The organism is Halomonas eurihalina, from assembly GCF_008274785.1.
Taxonomy (GTDB): Bacteria; Pseudomonadota; Gammaproteobacteria; order Pseudomonadales; family Halomonadaceae; genus Halomonas; species Halomonas eurihalina.
This window is the reverse complement of record NZ_VTPU01000027.1, coordinates 1-19,425: the sequence shown is the minus strand read 5'-3', so window position 1 is coordinate 19,425 and position 19,425 is coordinate 1. Positions and strand designations below refer to the sequence as shown.

Genomic DNA, 19,425 nt, shown 5'->3' with positions numbered 1-19,425 from the left:
GAGATAATGTCGTGATGGGAAACACAGCGCCGTGTTTCTGATCGTCTTAAGGCTCGGCAAATGCCATTAGCCTGTCAACGACCTCCACCCATGGCATGATGGCGCAAGCGACACTCTTCAACCCGGAGGCGCCCAATGAAACGCTTGCTGATCGTGGCCCATGCGCCTTCCGACAATACCCGACGCCTGCGCGATGCCGCCGACCGAGGGGCTCGCCATCCCGATGTCGAAGGTGTGGAAGTGATCACCAGGCCTCCGCTGGAAGCCGGACCCGAGGATATCCTGGCATGCGACGCTCTCCTGCTCGGCACCACCGAAAACCTCGGCTACATGAGCGGCGCCCTCAAGGATTTCTTCGACCGTAGCTACTACCCGGTACTGGAAAAGCAACAAGGCCTGCCCTGCGCGCTCTACATCCGGGCCGGCCGAGACGGCACCGGCACACGGCGCGCCGTGGAGAGCATCGTCACCGGACTGGGCTGGAGATGGGTGCAGGAACCGCTGACGCTGAGAGGCGAATGGCAGGATGACTTCGAGGCCCGGGTAGAAGAACTGGCCCTGACCCTGGCCGCCGGTTTGGAGGCGGGGGTTCTGTAGCCCCGACGTCATGGCCCTGTCATCGCGAGGCACTAGGGTGTGACACCCGAATCGTTCACCACCTCGCGAGGTCCCATGAAGCCCATTGCGTCTTGCCTGATCGCCGCCAGCCTTCTGGTCGCCCCTTCTATCCAGGCCCAGAATGTCTTCGATTACCCACAACCCGATGACGCCCCGGCCAGCTTTCATGTGGTCAACGAGATCCCGGCCGGCAGCTTCACCAAGTATGAGATCAATGCCGAACACGGCCAGCTGATCGTCGACCGCTACGTCTCGATGCCGGTCCGCTACCCCGCCAACTATGGCTCCATCACAAGCTCGGCCGGGGGAGACGGCGACCCCTTGGATGCGCTCGTGCTGACCCGCGACAGCATCTACCCCGGAGCGGTGATCGAGGTCCGGGCCATCGGCGTGCTGCGGATGGTCGATGACGGAGAGGCCGACGACAAGATCATCGCCGTCCCCACCGATGATGTGGACCCCACCTATGCCGATGTCGAAGGGATGGATGATCTTCCGGACATGCAGGTCGAACGGCTCAACGCCTTCTTCCGTGTCTACAAGAACCTGCCGGAGGGCGGCGACATCGAGCTGAACGGCTTCGGCGACGCCAGCGAGGCCCGCGAGATACTGAGCCAGGCCTTCGAGGCTTATCAGGCGAAATGATGTCCATGGCATTCCCTTGCTCGAGCGGCGTCCCGAGGACGCCGCGACAGTCACAAGGCACCTGAGGCGCCACGCTCGTCAGGGCAGCCTCGTTCCACTTCCCTTCATCCGGTCCGGCGCCTCCCAGAGGGTCGCGGCATGCCTGATGGCGCCTCTTCCTGTCATCGCCTCACGAAGAAACGGCACCCCACTGGAGTGCCGTTCGTGCGCGGAGCGCGATGCCGGAAGCCGCGAGCCTGCCGCTACCTCAGGCGTTCGAACACCGTGGCCACGCCCTGCCCCATGCCGATGCACATGGTGGCCAGGCCCAGCGAGGTGCGCTGCTCCTGCATCACGTTGAGCAGTGTCGTGCAGATACGCGAGCCCGAGCAGCCCAGCGGGTGGCCCAGGGCGATGGCGCCGCCATGCAGGTTGACCGCCTCGTCCATCCGGTCGCGCAGGCCGAGATCCTTGAGCACCGGCAGCGACTGGGCGGCGAAGGCCTCATTGAGTTCGACGGTCTGGATGTCGTCGATGGTCAGGCCCGCCGTCTTGAGCGCCTTCTTCGACGCCGGCACCGGGCCATAGCCCATGATCGAGGCGTCGCAACCCGCCACGCCAGTCGACAGCACCCGAGCGATGGGCTCCAGCCCCAGGGCGCTGGCCCGCTCGGCGCTCATCACCGCCATGCCACTGGCGCCCACGGAGAGCGCCGAAGAGGTGCCGGCGGTCACGGTGCCGTTGCGCGGGTCGAACGCTGGCTTGAGTTCGGCCATCGCTTCCAGGCTGGCATCGGCGCGAATGACCTCATCGCGATCCACCCGACCCCGGAAGCCCTGGGCATCGTGGCCCTCGATCCCGATGATCTCGTTATCGAAGCCGCCGTTCTGCTGGGCGGCATAAGCACGCTGGTGGGAGCGTACCCCGAAGGCGTCCTGGTCCTCGCGGGAAACACCGTGCATCTTGCCCAGCAACTCGGCGGTCAGGCCCATCATCATGGCCGCCTTGGCGGCGTGCTTGCTGGCCGCCGGGTTGACGTCAACGCCATGGGCCATCGGCACATGTTCCATGTGCTCCACCCCGCCGATGATGTAGAAGTCCCCCATGCCGGCCCGAATGTTGGCGGCAGCGATGTGCAGGGCGCTCATCGAGGAGCCACACAGACGATTGACGGTCTGGGCCGGCACGCTGCGCGGAATGCCGGTCATGATCGCCGCGTTGCGCGCGATGTTCATGGCCTGCTCGAGGGTCTGGTTGACGCAGCCCCAGATGACGTCGTCGACCTCGGCGGGATCGAGGTTCGGATTGCGATCGAACAACGCCTGCATGACGCCGGCTGACAGGTTCTCGGCACGCACGTGGCGGAAGGCGCCGTTCTTGGCCTTGGCCATGGCGGTACGCACGCCATCGACTACCACGATGTCTCTCGGATTCACACTCATCGAATTCGTTCTCCCCGGCACTTGATCAATAGCAGGTGGTGAATGGCACGTGGTAAATCAGGCCTCGGCGGCATCCTGATAAAAGCGCTCGCCGTTGCGCGCCATCTCGCGCAGCCTGTCGGTCGGCGCGTAGAGCGCCCCGAGTTCGGCGGCCAGCTCATCGGCCTGGGCAACGAACGCCTCCAGCCCCATGGCGTCGATATAGCGCAGCGCACCACCCCGGAACGGCGGGAAGCCGATGCCATAGATCAGCGCCATGTCGGCCTCGGCCGGCGTGCCGACAATGCCATCCTCCAGGCAACGCACGGTCTCCAGGCACAGGGGCGTCATCATCCACGCGATGATGTCCTCGTCGGAAAACTCGCGGCCCGACTCGGCAATGCCCTTGACCAGTTCGATGGCCGCCTCGTCGCGGACCTTCCTGGGCTTGCCTTTCTTGTCCTCTTCGTAGGCGTAGAAGCCCTTGGCGTTCTTCTGCCCCAGACGCTCATTGTCGAACATCACCTGGATGGCACTCTTGCCCTCATTCCCGGCGCCGCCCAGGCTCCCCATGCGCTCCGGGAAGCCCTCGGCCATCACCTCACCGGCGTGCACGGCGGTGTCCATGCCCACCACGTCGAGCAGGTAGGCCGGGCCCATCGGCCAGCCGAACTTCTCCATCACCTTGTCGACGCGCTGGAAGTCAGCCCCGGCGGCCATCAGTTGGCTGAAGCCGCCGAAATAGGGGAAGAGCACGCGGTTGACCAGAAAGCCCGGGCAATCATTGACCACGATGGGCGTCTTGCCCATCTTGCGGGCGTAGGCCACGGTCGCGGCCACGGCGCCGTCTCCGGTCTTTTCACCGCGGATGACTTCGACCAGCGGCATGCGATGCACCGGGTTGAAGAAGTGCATGCCGCAGAAATTCTCGGGCCGCTTCAGGTTCTCGGCGAGTCGGGTGATCGAGATGGTCGAGGTATTGGAGGTGAGGATGGTGTCCTCGCCCACGTTCTCCTCGACCTCGGCGAGCACCGCCCCCTTGACCTTGGGGTTCTCGACCACCGCCTCGACCACCAGGTCGATGTGGGCGAAGTCGCCATAGGAAAGCGTCGGCCGGATGTTACTGAGCTGCTCGGCCATCTGCTCGTTGGAGAGCTTGCCACGCTCCACCTGCTTGGCGAACAGCTTGCGGGCCTCCTTGAGCCCCAGTTCGATAGCCTCGTCCTTGATGTCCTTCATCAGGATCGGCGTGCCCTTGGAGGCACTCTGGTAGGCGATGCCGCCGCCCATGATGCCCGCGCCGAGCACCCCGGCTCGCTCCACGGGCGCCGACTGTTTCGCGTACTGGCCACCCTTCTTCTTGACCACCTGATCGTTGAGGAAGAGGCCCACCAGGTTGTAGCAGACATCGGTGAGCGCCAGCTTGCCGAACGCCTTGGCTTCGATGGCCTGGGCCCGGGCGCGCTCCTCGCCCGCTCCCTTCTGGATGACCTTGATCGCCTCGATCGGCGCCGGATAATGCGGCCCGGCCTTGCCGGCCACATAGCCCTTGGCCGTCTCGAAGGCCATCATCTGCTCGATGGCGTCGAGGCCCAGGGGGCTGCATTTTTCCGTGCGACGCGCCTGGTAATCGAGTTCGCCGCTCCGGGCCCGATTCAGAATGTCGCGCGCCGCTGCCTCGAGAAACTCGGGCGGCACTACGGCGTCGACCGCGCCGACCGACAGGCAGGCATCGGCACGATTCTCGGTACCGCCGGCGATCCACTCGATGGCGTTGTCAGCGCCGATCAGCCGCGGCAGGCGCACACAGCCGCCCCAGCCGGGCAGGATGCCGAGCTTGGTCTCGGGCAGGCCGATCTTGGCGGTCTCACTCATCACGCGAAAATCGGTGGCCAACGTTACCTCGCAGCCGCCCCCCAGGGCCAGGCCGTTGATGGCACTGACCGTGGGGAAAGGCAGGTCCTCGAGACCGTTGAAGATCCCGTGCACCTGCTCGAGCATGCTCTGGATCTCACCCTCGCCCTTGGCGAACAAGCCGTGAAACTCGGTGATGTCGGCGCCGACGATGAAGGCGTCCTTGGCACTGGCCAGCACCAGGCCTGCGATGTCGGATTCGCCACGCAGCGCCTCCAGCGCCTGCTCCAGTTCCTGGACCACAGCGCTGGACAGCTTGTTGACCGACTCATCCTTCAAGTCGAAGGTCAGGGTCGCGATGCCTTCGTCATCGCGCGCCACCGAGATGGCATTGCCTTGATAGATCATCCACGAATCTCCGTGCAGGAATTCATACGGCCGTTTGATTCGTGACAGCTTGGTCCACTACCAGCGTCACGTCAAGCCCCCAAACGCCGCGTCGGCGGCGTTTTCCCCGATCGATACGACAAGCTGTTAGACTGCGCCCATGTCACCGAATCGTCCCATTAGCGGACCGCCTCACCGCCCAGAGCCAGGCCCCGCCGGCGCCTCCCGAGTGGGTGCCTGGGAACAGCGCATCGAGCGCATCGCCGCGAGAATCCGTCCCTGGAGCTGGCTCTGGCCACCGATGGCCTTCCTGGCCGGTGCCGGCAGCTTTTTCCTGGTCGAGCGCCAGCAATGGCTCGGCGCTATGCTGACCCTGAGCATGCTGCTGACCTGGCTCCTGCTGCTTTCGGAAAGCCTGATCGGCCGCTTTCTGGCCCAACGTGGCTACCCGACTCTGCCGCGCGGCGTGACAACCTTCATCGCCCAGATGGTGCACCAGGAGACACTCTTCTTCACCCTGCCCTTTCTGCTGGCAACCACGGTATGGACCAGCGGCCAGGCGCTCTTCACCCTGTCGATGGTGGCGCTGGCGATATTCTCGATACTCGACCCGTTCTACTATAGACTCGCCGAGCGCCATCGGGGACTCTACTTCGCCTTCCACGCCCAGTGCGTCTTCCTGGTGGTTCTGGTAACCCTGCCAACGCTATTGCATCTGACCACCGGCCAGAGCCTGCTGCTGGCGCTCGCGGCCACGGTGATCTTCAGCCTGCCGAGCCTGCTGCATCTGCTGCGCCCCATGACGGCACGCCGCTGGCTGCTCATGCTGGCCCTGCTGCCACTGCTGGCCGGAGTCGCCTGGGCCGGCAGGGTCTGGGTCCCGCCGGCCAGTCTATGGATCTCGGGCAGCGCCCTCTCGCCAGGTTTCAATGTCGAGGCCCGATCGCCACAAGGCCAGCTGCGCCTGACACCCGAGGCCCTGGGCGGTCATGGCCTGTATGCCTATACCGCCATCCACGCTCCCAGGGGGCTGCGCGAGGAGATCGTGCATGAATGGCGCCACGACGGCGAACTGATCGACCGCATCCCGATCGAGATCCAGGGGGGACGCGAGCAGGGCTACCGAGCCTGGACCCATAAGCGCAATTTCCCTGAACACAGCGCCGGCCAATGGCGCATCGACGTGATGACGGCCAGCGGTCAACGCCTTGGCGTGCTGCGATTCCAGGTGGCAACCGATACGACAACAGCCACCCTGGCCGACGGACGTATCGACTCTCCCATTGGGCTTCCCGGCCTGGACGTGCGCCGGTTGGTGGCGCGCCCCGAGGACGCCGCCACTTCCAATGGTCAAAATACCGTTGACGACGCCACCCCTACCCCGGAGGATAGTGAGTAGCCTTCAAACCATAAGGTTGCATTCCACGCTAGGGCTTCAGACAATCCCGACAGGTTTCTTCAACGTAGACGTGCCATGCATCAGAACATCGGCTTTCAGCTCGCCCGCGTGCCACGCTTGTGGCGCGCCATCATCGACCGGCGCTTGGCCCCCGACGGCCTGACTCAGACGCGCTGGGTCACGCTCTATCACCTATGGAAGATGGGTAATGACCAGGCCCAGTGCGACCTGGCCAGGGCCATCGGTGTCGAGGCGCCATCCCTGGTCCGCACACTCGACCAGCTCTCCGAACAGGGCTTGATCGAGCGCCGCCCCTGTGGCCAGGACCGGCGCGCCAAGCGCATCTTCCTGACCGACAAGGCCACGCCCTTGCTCGAGCGCATAGAGACCGTCGTCACCCAAGCAAGGAAGGAAATGCTGGAGGGCCTCGACGAGGCCGAGGTCGACCAGCTCATCGACCTGCTGTCGCGCATCGAGGCCAATGGGCTGGCGATCCAGGAGCGCGAGGAAGGCTAATCGCCTAACCGCCAACGGAGGGCGGTACGTTGGGTAGCTGCGCACGACGATGGGCCTCGGGATAGTCCGGGCGCCCACCCAGGTCGTCGCTCAACGCTTTCATGCGCTCGTCGAGATCGGCGAACGCCTCGTTCGGGCAGGACTCATCCCACCACAGCGTCAGACTGGCCGCGCTCGACTCGACCACCACGGTGTCTTCCGGCAGGCTCTCCAGCAGGACCTCCAATCGATGATGCGCCGTTTCCGGCAGTGGCCGCAGCGGCTCCACGCGCCAGCGCCATCCTGGCAGGAAGGGCTTGAGCGCCTGGCTGGCCACGGCATCGCGTACCAGCAGGAAATCGGGACCAGGACGCTGGGGCGGATAGCGCCACCGGTAGGCCGGCAGGGTATCGCCGCCCTCGTGCAGCGGCGATCTCTCGAGTCGCACGGCGACCCCACGTTCCCGGGCGAGGTCACGCAGCCCCGTCACGCGCTGCTGCCGCGGGCTGGGGCGCAGCCACATCGCCGGGGCAAACACCAGCCCCACCACTCCAAGAATGATCAACCAGAGCATTCGTTCATCCTGCTTGTCCGGGAAGTGGGAATAATGCGTCGTTATTCCGCGCTTCCGTATTGATGCAAGTCGTTGTCTTGTCGTCCCTGGCATCCTAGAGTGGAAGGCAGTCACCAACACCGTTGGACACCGCCGCGGAGAATGCAACATGAGCAACGAATATCGTCATATCCTGGTCGCCGTCGATCTGACCAAGGACTCCCAAAAGGTTCTGGAACGCGCGATGCATATCGCCGACCGCAACCACGCCAAGCTGTCCATCATGCACACCCTGGAGCCGTTGGGCTTCGCCTATGGCGGTGATATTCCCATGGATCTCACCAGCATCCAGGACCAGCTCGACGAACACGCCAAGCAGCGCCTCGCCGAGATTGCCGATTCCCAGGTGCCGCGCGAAAACCAGCACGTCATGGTCGGCATGCCCGATACCGAGATTCACCGCTTCGCCGATGATCAAGGGGTCGACCTGATCGTGGTCGGCTCGCATGGCCGTCACGGCTTCGCTCTATTGCTGGGCTCGACCTCCACTGGCGTTCTACATGGCGCCAAGTGCGATGTCCTGGCCGTGCGCGTCGGCACCGGCGAGGATGGCAAGGAAAGTGCCGAGTAAGAGCCTTTTTACCGCTCCGCAGGGATGGGCTTCACCCTGCCTCTGATGCCGCCCCTGGCGGAGCGTATTGTTAATCGTTCTAACGCCTTCCATCGGCCTTCTGCCGGATTCAGCTCATCACCGATCGCCTGGCCATCTCTGGCCAGGCACTTCCGGGAAGCCGCCATGGCGCCGCCTACCCCTCCCCGGCCGCCATCGCCTCAAGCTCCATCCACCGCTCCATCGCTGTATCCAGCTCGGCCTGCCTGTCGTTCAACGCTTGCAGCGTCGCGGTGACGGTGTCGGGCTCCTGCTGATAAAATGTCGGGTCGCCCACCTGGCGCTCGAACTCGGCGATCTCACCCTCGAGGCGCTCGATCTCCGCCGGCAGGCCGTCCAGTTCGCGCTGCAGCTTGTAGGATAGCTTGACGCGCCGGGATGCCGGCGCTGAGGCGGACGATGCCGTCTCCGACGACTTGCGGGAGCCGCCGGATTCGACCTCGGCGACCGGTTCGGCCCGTTGTCGCGCCGCCCCTTCCCAGGGCGCCGGCGGCAGCTTGCCTCCCTGACGCACCCAGTCGCTGTACCCGCCGACGTACTCGCGTACCTTTCCCTCGCCCTCGAAGGCCAGCACGCTGGTCACCACATTGTCCATGAAAGCCCGGTCGTGGGAGACCAGCAGCAGGGTGCCCTCGAAGCTCAGCAGCAACTCCTCGAGCAGCTCCAGGGTCTCGACATCCAAGTCGTTGGTCGGCTCGTCGAGTACCAGCACGTTGGCCGGCTGGGTGAACAAGCGTGCCAACAGCAGACGATTGGATTCGCCACCAGAAAGCGCCTTGACCGGCTGACGCGCCCGCTCCGGGGTGAACAGGAAGTCCTGCAGATAACTCATCACATGGCGGTCACGGCCACCGACCTCCACCCGGTCACTGCCCTGGGCGACGTTTTCATAGACCGTCTTCTCCGGCTCCAGCCCCGCACGCAACTGGTCGAAATACGCTACCTGCAATTTGGTACCGACCCGCACGCTGCCTTCACTTGGCTCGAGTTCGCCGAGCAGGATCTTGAGCAGGGTCGTCTTGCCGGCACCGTTGCGGCCAATGAAGCCGATCCGATCACCCCGCTGGATCTCGATGCTGAAATCATCGATCACCGTTTCATTGCCGAAGTGCTGCGTCACGTTCTTGAGTTCGACGACCCGCTTGCCGCTGCGCTCGCCACTGTCCACGGCAAGGTTGGCACGCCCCTGGCGCTCACGGCGCTCGCCTCGTTCGCGACGCATCTGCTCCAGGGCCCTCACGCGTCCTTCGTTGCGAGTACGCCGAGCCTTGATGCCTTGCCGGATCCAGGATTCCTCCTGTGCCAACTTCTTGTCGAACTCGGCGTTCTCGCGAGCCTCGACTTCCAGTTCGTGGGTCTTCTGTTCCTGATACTTGGCGTAATCGCCGGGATAACGTCCCAGCCGACCGCGGTCGAGTTCGAGAATCGCCGTGGCCAGCCGGGAAAGGAAGGCCCGGTCGTGGGTGATGAACAATACCGCCCCATTGAAGGCGGCGAGCTGCTCTTCCAACCAGGCGATGGTGTCCAGGTCGAGGTGGTTGGTGGGCTCGTCGAGCAGCAGCAGATCGGGCTCGGCCACCAGGGCGCGGGCCAATGCCACTCGCCGCCGCCAGCCGCCGGAAAGTGAGGCCATCTCGGCGTCCTCCGGTAGCCCGAGTCGCGTCAGCACCACATCGATGCGCTGATGGAAGGACCAGCCATCGATCGCCTCCAGGCGGCTTTGAAGCTGCGCCATGCGCGACATATCGGGATCATCGGCCTGCACCAGGTGATGATACTCGGACAGCAGTTCACCGGCCTCGGGCAGCCCCTGGGCCACCACATCAAAGATGGTCGAGCCGGAGGCATCGGGCAGCTCCTGGGCCAGCACGCCGATCTTGAGCCCGGGAGCCCGCCAGATATCGCCGCCATCGGGGGTGATCTCGCCGGCCACCAGCTTGAGCAGGGTCGACTTGCCGGTGCCGTTGCGGCCCACCAGTGCCAGGCGCTCGCCCTTTTCCAGCACCAGGTCGGCGCCATCGAGAAGCACCTGGGGGCCATAGGCCAGTTGCAGCCGTTCCAGACGTAGCAGGGTCACTCACACACCTCCAGGTTCATCGAGGCCGCTAGTGTAACGTATGACCGCCCCGACGTGGCCCCATCCCGCACTCGCCGGGTACAATATGCGACCGCTGTACAGGAGGATACCGTCTTGGCCGATACCGCCGCCCCCCGCGATGATGGCCTGCCCGAGGCTTTGAGATTCCACTCACCGGCGCCGCTGGTGGACATCGGCGCCAACCTGACCCACCCGAGCTTCGCCCATGACCTGGATGCGACCCTCGACCGGGCCCAAAGTGCCGGTGTCGAGACACTGATCCTGACCGGCACGGATCGCGAACACGCCGAGCAGGCCGCCGAGTTGGCCCGCGAACGCGCCGGCCTCTACGCCACCGCCGGACTGCATCCCCATGGCGCCAGCGAGTGGTCGTCGTCGCTTGAGGCTGCCATGCGCGAGCTGCATCGTCGTCCCGAGGTGGTCGCAGTGGGAGAATGCGGGCTGGATTTCAACCGCAACTTCTCCACGCCCGCCGAGCAGGAACGCGCTTTCGAGGCCCAGCTTGGCCTCGCCGCCGAAAGCGGTCTGCCGCTGTTCATTCATGAACGCGATGCCGGGGCGCGCCTGCACGATATCCTGCATGCCTGGCGCGACGACATCTCCCAGGCGGTGGTGCATTGCTTCACTGGCGAGCGTCGCACGCTGCACGGCTATCTCGATCTCGACCTGCATATCGGCCTGACCGGCTGGCTGTGCGACGAGCGCCGCGGCCATCACCTGCGCGAGCTGGTCAGCGACATTCCCCTGGAGCGCCTGATGGTGGAAACCGACTGCCCTTACCTGCTGCCACGCAATTTACCTGCCAAACTCAAGGGCAGACGCCACGAGCCGGCACTGCTGCCGTGGATCGTGCGCGAGATCGCCCTCTGGCGTAATCTGACCGAAGTCGAACTGGCTCGGGCTACCACCGCGACCGCTCGCCGTTTCTTCCGGCTCGACGCGGCGGACGATAACCACCCTGCCCTCGAGGAGGGGCACTGACCATGGATGAGCTGCCCGCTTTCATTGCGATCGAGACCGGCAACGACGGAGATCTGCCGCTCTCCATTGCCTGGACCCTGCCGGATGGCCGCGTCAAACACACCTTGATCCAGCCGGACAACAACTGGCTCGAGGACGAACTGGTCTCGCTGGGCGACTACAGCCTGGAAGAACTCAACAGCATGGGCGTGAGCCCCCTGGACGTGATCCGCGAACTGGAGACCGATCACTTCAATGCCACGCTCTACACCGCCGGCGTCGGCGACGACGAAGCGGCCTTGTCACGGCTCTTCGAGACTTATGGACTGGACCCCTTCGTCGAACTGGCTCCCGCCGAGAGCCTGTACAACGGCCTGGCTCCGGGAGAATGGGCACGCGCCAGGGGGGATCTGTTCGGCGAACTGGGGCTCGAGCCACTGCGGCCTGAGGAAGAAATTCAGGTAATGCTCGCCCTGCACCTGAGGATCAATGAGGACACTTGATGCCTCTCACGCCGGCTCGGGCGCCTCGCGCAGGCAGTCACGCCCCACGGCCAGCGCCTCCTCGAGTGAGGTACCCTCGCCGTAGAAGGCTGCCAGTGCAGTGCGAAAGGCCTCGGCGCGCCGCGGCAACCCTTCTGCCTCGTAACGTGCGGCCCGCGCCTCGACCCGCGACCGGAAGGCGTCACGATCGACCTCTGCCTCGCCGCCGAGGTTGTCGACGCTGACGTTGAATGGCAAACCACAGGCCCGAGAAAACAGCAATTCCAGGGCCTGGGGCGTCACTTCCACCGACTCGAACTCACGTTGCTGGCCGGCATCCCGACCATCGGGCTGGTACCAGTAGCCGTAATCCTCCCACTGGCGTCGACGAGTGCCGGCAATGCACCAGTGGCTGATCTCGTGCAGGGCGCTGGCATAGAAGCCATGAGCAAAGATCACCCGATGCCAGGGATTCGAGGCATCGGCCGGCAGGTAGATCGGCTCGTCGTCACCGCGCACCAGGCGGGTGCGGTGGCTCGACATGAACAGGCCGTCGAACAAGGCGATGACATCGTCGAGACGGTGTATCACACGAACTCCAGAACAGTGAATGATCGGCGTGGCGAGGGCGTAGTATATCGAGCCGCTGCCAGGAGCGAAAACCGCCACTCGCTGATAGACTATCTTGCTCCCCCGCATGCATGACGCCCGGGGCCTCCCGTTATTCGCATGGAGCATGAGCCGTGGCTCGATTCATCACCGATTTGTGCGAGGTGTCACGCCGCGACACCGGTCCCCTGATCCGTCTCGCCCTGCCCATCTGCGGCGCCCAGCTCGCCCAGGCTGGCATGAGCGTTGTGGACGTGATGATGACGGGTCGCCTCAGCGCGACCGATCTAGCGGCGGTCTCGGTAGGCTCCAGCCTGTGGATGCCGCTGATGCTGTTCATGACCGGCACCATGATGGGGCTGACACCAGTCGTCGCACATCTGCTTGGCGCCCAGCGTCAGGCGGGTATTCGCGTTCAGGTACACCAAGCCCTGTGGATCGGCCTCGTCCTGGGGATCCTCTCGGCCCTGCTGCTGTGGACGGCGGTGATGCCGATCTTCGCGGCAATGGATGTGCCCGATGAGGTCGCCAGGCGTTCGGCCGGCTACCTGGCGGCGATCGGCTTTGGCATGCCCGGAGTGGCGATTTTCCAGGCCCTGCGTGCCTTCTCCGACGGCATGAACCATACTCGCCCCGCGCTGTGGATAAGCCTGATCGGGCTGGCCGTCAACATTCCCAGCAACTACGTCCTGATCTACGGCGGCGAAGGCCTCACGACCCTGCTGGGCGATGGACTCCCCGCCCCTCTGCAGGCACTGCCCGCGTTGGGCGCAACGGGCTGCGGCATCGCCACCGCGATCTCCATGTGGGTCATGGGCCTGAGCATGGCCGCCTATACGCGTCGCAGCCGAGCCTATGGCGACGTCGAACTGTGGTGCGAGCCATCACCGCCACGCTGGCGTCTGATCGGCGAGTTACTTCATATCGGGGTTCCCATCGGGGTAGCCATCTTCGTCGAGGTCACGCTGTTCACGCTGATCGCCCTGTTCGTCGCCAGCCTCGGCGAAGTGACCGTGGCCGCACACCAGGTAGCGCTCAATTACACCGGCCTGCTGTTCATGCTGCCCTTGTCGCTGGGCATGGCACTCACGGTCAGGGTCGGCAACACCCTCGGCCAGGGAAGGCCCGACCTCGCTCGGCTGGTCGCCTGGAACGGTATCCTGATCGCCCTGGTGGTGGCCCTGATCAACAGCCTGATACTGTGGCTGACGGCGGCTCCCGTGATCGAGCTCTATACGCACGATACCGCGGTTCAGCAACTGACACTGTCGCTGATTGGCCTAGCCATGATCTATCAGGTGTCCGACTCCCTGCAGGTCAGCCTCGCCGGCGCCCTGCGCGGCTACAAGGACACCCGCGTGATCATGCTGATCACCATGCTGGCCTATTGGCTGGTGGGGCTCGGCGGTGGCCACTGGCTGGGCGTGTACGGGCTGTTCGACGCCCTGGCGCCCATGGGCGTGCATGGCTACTGGACCGGCCTGATCGCCGGCCTGACGGTGGCTGCCATCCTGCTGGGAGAGCGCTTGCGACGACGCAGCAAGGCGGTGGCACGTGGCGATGAAGCGATTCCCGATACCGACTGAGTACCGCCCACTGTGGTGGCGACTCACCCTTGCACTGCTGCTGAGCGGCTGGCTCGCCGGCTGCAGCGATGGCGAAGCCGAACGGCGCTTGCAGGATTACCAGCAACGCCTTGCCGCCGCCTTGGCGTTGCCACCACCCGAGCCCACCGCCCCGGACAACATCGGCGCCTTTCCGGAGCACCAGGCGCGGCGCTTTCCACTTGAGGACCTTCGGCAGGGCCTGCTCGATGTCTATGCCCTGCGCGGTTGTCATATCAGCAACCTGGTAGCCAAGCGCAACAACCAGTTGGGCCGCGTGGCGGCCCCCAGCCAACGCTGGCTCTATGAGCTCAAGCTCTGGCGGCGTCTCAACGCCTGCTGGCACACGCAAGTACCGGACTCCCTCGACGCCGACGATCGTCAGCGCCTGGCTCGGCTGACGCAACTCAAGACCGAGCGCCTGCCCCGTGCGAGCTGGAATGCGCTCTTCGATTCGAGTGAATGGGTCGACAGTTTTTCACGGGCCAGCTCGCCGCTGCCCCCGGACGCCCTGTCCACGGTGGATGCACAACTGCCTGCCCTCGCCTACCTGCGCGAGGCGGCGGAGCGCCAGTTCGATCCTGGCTGGACGCCAGACTCCGCGACGCTAGAGCACCACCTGAACACGCTGCGTCAGCGCCCGCTGACGGCGGAATTGCTGCGTGCCCTGCAACTGGCCGAACAGCGCCTGACGGAAGCTTCCGCACTGCTCGAGACGACACTGGCCCGTGCCGAGGACTGCAGCGCCCCCGAAACACCCGACCAACTGCCCGACATGATGTCCTTGAATCGCTGGCTGACACGGCTCGAAGACCAGTCGGCCCTCTGGCTGGGCGCTATTCATGACCTGCTCGAGGCCCACCCGCTGGAGCCCCCGCCGGCAGTCGCTGCCTACCGCCAGCGCTGGCTTTCCCTGGACAATCCGAAAGCCCCCTGGCCCGCGATGGTCAACGCCCGACAACGACATCAGGCACTCCGCCTGCGACTATCGGAGTCCTGCCGATGACGGGAAGGACTTAACGGGGTCATCACTCTGTGCTATTGATGGAAGAACAGTGACGTTGTGCGCTGCCGACCGGCCGGGGGACGTCGCAACAGGGAATGGGCATCGGATGACGCCCGCCTCGTTGCCCGCCCCTCCAATGCCAATGACGTGACCACGCAGCAGCAGGAGGGACTTCATGGGTATCCCGCTGTCACCGCGCCCCGCCCAGGTCATCGACCTGGACGCCATGCGCCAACGCCAGGAGGCCAGGCGACGCCTGATCCGCCTCTCGCCGGAGCTCGATGGCCTGGAAATGGTCTATCAGTTGCCTTCCGAACCCGATGCCTACTACGGCATGCCGCTGCTCGCCTGGGGACTCAGAGAAGACGGCCATGTCGTCGGCCTGGTGCCGTGGATGGAAAGCCTCACCCCCTGCCAGCAGCTCGACGATCCAGAACATGGCCACTTCATCGGTTATCGCGACCCGGAGACCGAGGAGTTGTTCGAGGAGGCGCCGGATCACAAGGTGTTCGAGCTCGAACAGGCCGCAGCCTACTTCGAGTATGAGGCGACCAGCGAGCCGACCCTGATCCAGCAGCTCCCCGAAACCCAGGGTACACATGCGCTATGCATGGACGACAGCGATGCCCCCTGGCAGTTGAAGCAGGTCTTCGGTTGGCGGCTGTACAGCGACGGCGCCGTGGAAGCCCTGCTCGCCGACGAGCAGTTGATCGATTCCACGCCGATCCTGCCCGGCGACCCTTGCCTGTATACCGGACACAGCCGCCACCGCGTGGTCTATTTCTTCCAGCGACAGATCGCCAACCGCATTCGCCGGGAAGATCCCGCGACCCTGGAGGCCCTGGCATTGATAGTCATGCCGGACCATCAACAAGACGACTAGGGAAGCCGGGATTACGCGAACGGGGTCACACCGTCATGAGTGACCGAGACGGATGAAATAAAGGTAGTGCCCTTCTTGTTCACACTGATGCAACAAGTCATGGCCGAGGAAGCCGCAGAACTTGGGAACGTCCCGGGTGGTCGCCGGATCGCTGGCGATCACCTTGAGGACTTCGCCTGCCTGCATGTCGCGCACCTTGTTGTGCATCAACATGATCGGTTCCGGGCAGTAGAGGCCCGTGGTATCCAGTTCGGCATGACAACTCGGCAAGGAATCCGCAGAATCAACCATCGATAACCTCATCGTGTCGAAGAACAAGCATAGGGAGTAGCTGGATGATCAAGGTCATTATCGAGCGTCATATCATGCCCGGACTCGAAGAAGAATACGAGGAAGCCGCCCGCGAGGCCATACGCCAATCGCTTGGTGCATCCGGCTTCGTCAGCGGCGAGACCCTCGTCGAGAAGGGGCACAGCGACCGACGCCTGGTGATCACCAAATGGCGCGACCTGCGCGCCTGGAAAGAATGGGTCAACAGCGAACATCGCGCCAGGGCCATGCAACGCCTGCAGCCCCTACTGACCGAAGAAGAACGCATCCGCATCTACGAGCCCAGCTACTGACTCGCCAACCGGCTCCTTCCACTTCCCTCCCCTCGAGGAAACGCTGAATACTTCGCCGTAAGCTGTATTTCCTCAATCGAGCAGCCGCACATGCACCGTCACCTCTTCCCGATCATGGTAGAGGTGGCGGCACGCGATTTCGGCCTTCACCCCGGCACGCTCCAGGGAGTCCGCCAGGCGCGACAGCCCCTCCGTAACCGCTTCCCAGCGACGCTTCATCGGTAACTTGAGATTGAATACCGCCTCGCGACACCAGCGTCGAATGAGCCAGCGCTCGACCATGGTGATCACCCGGGACGGCTTGTCGACGATGTCGCAGACCAGCCAATCCAGGCGGGCCGGTGGCGCCCAGACGAAACCATCCTCGCGTAGATGTTCCACCAGCCCGGAGGCCATCAGATCGCGGTCCATTGGTCCATTGTCGATGGCAAAGACCTGCATGCCCCGCTGGACCAATTGCCAGGTCCAACCACCCGGGGCAGCACCGAGATCGGCCGCCTGCATGCCCTCGCTCAACCTGGTCGACCACTGCTCGGCAGGCACGAACTCGTGCCAGGCCTCTTCGAGCTTGAGCGTCGAGCGACTCGGCGCCCGGGAAGGCGATCGCAGCCGACGAATGCCGCCGAGCTGTTCGCTGCGATTGCCGGGAAAACTCATGCCCAGCTGAACTCGATGGCCCTCGCTCCACAACAGATGCAGGCGCCGTCCTCCCGCCTTGCGACGCAGCACGCCCGCCTTGCGCAACTGCGCCTCAAGGGGGCGTCTGAGTGATTTGATCAGCCCCGCCAGCGCCTTGGCCTCGTTGGTGTCCGGCGTTTCCTGCCAGAACGTCTCGCAACTCCAGGCGCTGTCCCGGGCCTGTGCGATGATGGCACTCAGACGATCCGAGCGATCCAGAGTCAACGGAGGCAAAGCCACCAGACTCTGTCGCGCGAAGACCAGTGACGCGAGCGGCAGGGCACGGTGCAAGTCATTGGCGGGGCGCCCGTCGGTCACCTCGAAGCGTACATGGCCACCGCCACGCTCGAAGCGTGGAGCACCACTGATGCCGGACAGAGCCGCCTTTTCCAGCAACTCCGACGCCAGATCAGTCTCGAAGCCAGGGCGACAATAGAGCAGCAGCTCATTGGGGACGATCTTCAACGACGGAACTCCTCTGATCACAACGTTCTTACCTGCCCGACTGGCATGGAAACGCCGCCTCTACCCGGGCAGCGCGTCCGCAAGGCCGTTATGTTAGCAGGCCGAGCTCTGACGGGACGACGTTCGCCGCGAACATCAGCGAGCTGGATGCGGTCGACGGTTATCACCGATCACTCCCTGCTCCAGCGCCATGGCACGAGCCGCCTGAGGCCCCGTCCACAGTGACGGCAACAGCACAAGCGATACCGGAATGGCGGTAATCACGATGAACTGCTGGAGCGCACCGATCTGCCCCGCCCCCATGCGCAGCAGGATCGCCGCCATCAGCGCCATGATGATGCCCCAGAAGGCACGAATCAGCGCACTGGGCTCATCATGCCCGGAACCAACCACCGCAATGGCGTAACTCATCGAGTCGCCCGTGGTGGCAACGAAGATCGTCGTCAGCACCAGTACGGCCAGGGCCATCAGGGTACCGCCAGGCAGGGCCTGGGCCACGGTCAGGGTCGCCACGTCGAACTGGAAGTCCTTCAATGCCTCGGTGAGCTCGACGGCGCCGGTCAACTGATAATGAATGCCCGAGCCGCCCATCAGGGTGAACCAGACAGTCGTGGCAATCGGTGCCATGACGGCGACGGCCAGGATCATCTGGCGAATGGTCCGCCCCCGGGAAATACGCGCCACAAAGATCGCCATCAAGGGGCCGTATCCGATGAACCAGGAGAAGAAAAACACCGTCCACCACTGCATCCACCAAGCAGGCGCCGTCTGCGTGGTCATGGTCGCCATGGTGAAGAACGAAGAGAGATATTCCCCGAAGCCCTGGGTGTAAGCATCGACCAGAAACAGTGTCGGCCCGAAGATGAAGATCACTGCGGCAATGGCCAAGGCCAGGAAAACATTGAAACGACTGAGAATCTGAATGCCTCTGTGGATCCCTGTGACGGCCGAGGTAACATAGATAGCCCCCAATACCGCCAGGATGACCAACTGCGTACCATAGCCTCCCGGCAGGCCAAGGAGCTCATGCAGCCCGAAGCTGACCTGGGTGGCAAGAAAGCCGATCGGTCCCACCGTACCGGCCACCACGGCGATCACGCACAAGGCATCGATAACACTTCCCAGCCAGCCGCTCACCAGGCGCTTGCCCAGTACCGGCATCAACAGGGTACGCGGCTGCAAGGGATGCCCCTCGTCATAGTGGGCCCGGGCCAGCACCACCGCGGTCAAGGAACCCAGTACCGCCCAGCCCAGAAATCCCCAATGCATGAAGGACTGCGCCAGGGCCCCGGCGATCGCCTCCGTCGTCCCCGCCTCAGTATCAAAGGCCGGTGGCGTCACGATGAAATGATAAACCGGCTCTCCAGCAGCGAAGAAGACGCCACCTCCCGCCAGCAGGGTGCACATAATGATCGAGAGCCACTTGAAGGTGCTCAGTTCGGGGCGCTCGAGATTTCCGACCCTGGCGCTCGCCGCTGGCGTGAATACTAATCCCATGGCAACCAGGAAGGTCAGCAGCAACAGCAGCTGAAAATATGTCCCCAGGGTCTTGGCGGTCCAGGCGAAGCCGGAGGCAATCCCCTCTGCCACCATGTCGAGGTCATACAAGGACAGGGCGATGAATGCCAATATGAAACCCACACTCAGGGCGAATACCAATGGATCGCCAAGCCCGCGGCTGGCTCGTGTATCGTCGTTTATCTGCGTATTGCTCATGCGTGATGGCCTGGCCTCAGCGGACCTGCCTCCTTTTGCTGGCGAGAGTGTCATTCAGCCGGGAAGGATGAATATGGCGCCACTGCCAAACACGTTATGGCCGGCCGGCAGCGGATATGGAAAAGAGAAAAGATCGGAAGGAAAAACGAGCCCTATATGAAAAAACCCCGACTTCAGTGAAGTCGGGGTTTTCTCGGGATAGATGCCTGACGATGACCTACTCTCGCATGGGAACTCCCACACTACCATCGGCGCTGAGCGGTTTCACTGCTGAGTTCGG

General features: G+C 64.0%; 19 protein-coding genes and 1 rRNA gene. 11 read left to right on the top strand and 9 right to left on the bottom strand.

What is annotated here, in order from left to right:
• The first annotated feature begins 135 nt into the window (after positions 1-135).
• Positions 136-597 (top strand): flavodoxin family protein, encoded by a 462-nt coding sequence (locus FZZ93_RS17540; protein ID WP_149323590.1) that lies wholly within the window; start codon positions 136-138, stop codon positions 595-597.
• 75 nt (positions 598-672) lie between these two features.
• On the top strand, positions 673-1,263 hold the full coding sequence (locus FZZ93_RS17535; RefSeq protein WP_149323589.1) for an inorganic diphosphatase: 591 nt from the start codon (positions 673-675) through the stop codon (positions 1,261-1,263).
• Between the two features lie 242 nt (positions 1,264-1,505).
• On the opposite strand, the gene fadA is transcribed toward FZZ93_RS17535, so the two are convergent.
• Both fadA and fadB read right to left on the bottom strand, forming a co-directional pair.
• Positions 1,506-2,684: an acetyl-CoA C-acyltransferase FadA gene (fadA, locus tag FZZ93_RS17530; protein WP_149323588.1), complete on the bottom strand. Its 1,179-nt coding sequence runs from the start codon at positions 2,682-2,684 to the stop codon at positions 1,506-1,508.
• 57 nt (positions 2,685-2,741) lie between these two features.
• On the bottom strand, positions 2,742-4,925 hold the full coding sequence (fadB, locus tag FZZ93_RS17525; RefSeq protein ID WP_149323587.1) for a fatty acid oxidation complex subunit alpha FadB: 2,184 nt from the start codon (positions 4,923-4,925) through the stop codon (positions 2,742-2,744).
• 139 nt (positions 4,926-5,064) lie between these two features.
• On the opposite strand from fadB, the gene FZZ93_RS17520 reads away from it, so the two are divergent.
• Both FZZ93_RS17520 and slyA read left to right on the top strand, forming a co-directional pair.
• The gene (locus FZZ93_RS17520) at positions 5,065-6,303 is read left to right on the top strand and encodes a DUF5924 family protein (RefSeq protein ID WP_149323586.1); all 1,239 of its coding nucleotides are present in this window, start codon (positions 5,065-5,067) and stop codon (positions 6,301-6,303) included.
• Between the two features lie 75 nt (positions 6,304-6,378).
• On the top strand, positions 6,379-6,819 hold the full coding sequence (slyA, locus tag FZZ93_RS17515; RefSeq protein ID WP_149323585.1) for a transcriptional regulator SlyA: 441 nt from the start codon (positions 6,379-6,381) through the stop codon (positions 6,817-6,819).
• A gap of 4 nt (positions 6,820-6,823) precedes the next feature.
• On the opposite strand, the gene FZZ93_RS17510 is transcribed toward slyA, so the two are convergent.
• Entirely contained in the window at positions 6,824-7,372 is a 549-nt protein-coding gene (locus FZZ93_RS17510; RefSeq protein ID WP_149323584.1) for a preprotein translocase subunit YajC, read from the bottom strand.
• A 148-nt stretch (positions 7,373-7,520) separates the two neighbouring features.
• Here FZZ93_RS17510 and FZZ93_RS17505 point away from each other — a divergent pair, with 148 nt between their 5' ends.
• Complete coding sequence (locus FZZ93_RS17505; RefSeq protein ID WP_149323583.1) at positions 7,521-7,982, top strand: universal stress protein; 462 nt, start codon at positions 7,521-7,523, stop codon at positions 7,980-7,982.
• A 175-nt stretch (positions 7,983-8,157) separates the two neighbouring features.
• Here the strand turns inward: FZZ93_RS17505 and FZZ93_RS17500 are convergent, their stop codons facing one another.
• Positions 8,158-10,098 carry an ATP-binding cassette domain-containing protein gene (locus tag FZZ93_RS17500; RefSeq protein WP_149323582.1) on the bottom strand — a complete coding sequence of 647 codons (1,941 nt, stop codon included), beginning with the start codon at positions 10,096-10,098 and terminating at the stop codon, positions 8,158-8,160.
• 114 nt (positions 10,099-10,212) lie between these two features.
• Here FZZ93_RS17500 and FZZ93_RS17495 point away from each other — a divergent pair, with 114 nt between their 5' ends.
• Complete coding sequence (locus tag FZZ93_RS17495) at positions 10,213-11,100, top strand: TatD family hydrolase (protein WP_149323581.1); 888 nt, start codon at positions 10,213-10,215, stop codon at positions 11,098-11,100.
• 2 nt (positions 11,101-11,102) lie between these two features.
• The gene (locus tag FZZ93_RS17490; RefSeq protein ID WP_149323580.1) at positions 11,103-11,582 is read left to right on the top strand and encodes a hypothetical protein; all 480 of its coding nucleotides are present in this window, start codon (positions 11,103-11,105) and stop codon (positions 11,580-11,582) included.
• 6 nt (positions 11,583-11,588) lie between these two features.
• Here the strand turns inward: FZZ93_RS17490 and FZZ93_RS17485 are convergent, their stop codons facing one another.
• On the bottom strand, positions 11,589-12,152 hold the full coding sequence (locus FZZ93_RS17485; protein WP_149323579.1) for an elongation factor P hydroxylase: 564 nt from the start codon (positions 12,150-12,152) through the stop codon (positions 11,589-11,591).
• 152 nt (positions 12,153-12,304) lie between these two features.
• On the opposite strand from FZZ93_RS17485, the gene FZZ93_RS17480 reads away from it, so the two are divergent.
• The 3 genes from FZZ93_RS17480 to FZZ93_RS17470 all read left to right on the top strand — a co-directional run bounded on the left by FZZ93_RS17480 (position 12,305) and on the right by FZZ93_RS17470 (position 15,663).
• The gene (locus FZZ93_RS17480; protein ID WP_149323578.1) at positions 12,305-13,756 is read left to right on the top strand and encodes an MATE family efflux transporter; all 1,452 of its coding nucleotides are present in this window, start codon (positions 12,305-12,307) and stop codon (positions 13,754-13,756) included.
• Positions 13,731-14,780 (top strand): DUF3080 family protein, encoded by a 1,050-nt coding sequence (locus FZZ93_RS17475; RefSeq protein WP_149323608.1) that lies wholly within the window; start codon positions 13,731-13,733, stop codon positions 14,778-14,780. The genes FZZ93_RS17480 and FZZ93_RS17475 overlap by 26 nt, the downstream gene beginning before the upstream one ends.
• A gap of 175 nt (positions 14,781-14,955) precedes the next feature.
• Positions 14,956-15,663 (top strand): hypothetical protein, encoded by a 708-nt coding sequence (locus tag FZZ93_RS17470; RefSeq protein WP_149323577.1) that lies wholly within the window; start codon positions 14,956-14,958, stop codon positions 15,661-15,663.
• A gap of 33 nt (positions 15,664-15,696) precedes the next feature.
• On the opposite strand, the gene tusA is transcribed toward FZZ93_RS17470, so the two are convergent.
• Positions 15,697-15,954, bottom strand: coding sequence for a sulfurtransferase TusA (gene tusA, locus FZZ93_RS17465; RefSeq protein WP_013331502.1), 258 nt, complete (start codon positions 15,952-15,954; stop codon positions 15,697-15,699).
• A 44-nt stretch (positions 15,955-15,998) separates the two neighbouring features.
• On the opposite strand from tusA, the gene FZZ93_RS17460 reads away from it, so the two are divergent.
• Positions 15,999-16,286, top strand: coding sequence for an antibiotic biosynthesis monooxygenase family protein (locus tag FZZ93_RS17460; RefSeq protein WP_149323576.1), 288 nt, complete (start codon positions 15,999-16,001; stop codon positions 16,284-16,286).
• A gap of 72 nt (positions 16,287-16,358) precedes the next feature.
• On the opposite strand, the gene rlmM is transcribed toward FZZ93_RS17460, so the two are convergent.
• From rlmM to rrf, 3 genes are all read right to left on the bottom strand, one after another.
• Complete coding sequence (rlmM, locus tag FZZ93_RS17455; RefSeq protein WP_246146284.1) at positions 16,359-17,429, bottom strand: 23S rRNA (cytidine(2498)-2'-O)-methyltransferase RlmM; 1,071 nt, start codon at positions 17,427-17,429, stop codon at positions 16,359-16,361.
• A gap of 135 nt (positions 17,430-17,564) precedes the next feature.
• Positions 17,565-19,145, bottom strand: a complete 1,581-nt coding sequence (locus tag FZZ93_RS17450) for a BCCT family transporter (protein ID WP_149323574.1) — start codon at positions 19,143-19,145, stop codon at positions 17,565-17,567.
• 204 nt (positions 19,146-19,349) lie between these two features.
• Positions 19,350-19,425 (bottom strand): 5S ribosomal RNA (rrf, locus tag FZZ93_RS18800); the annotation flags it as partial.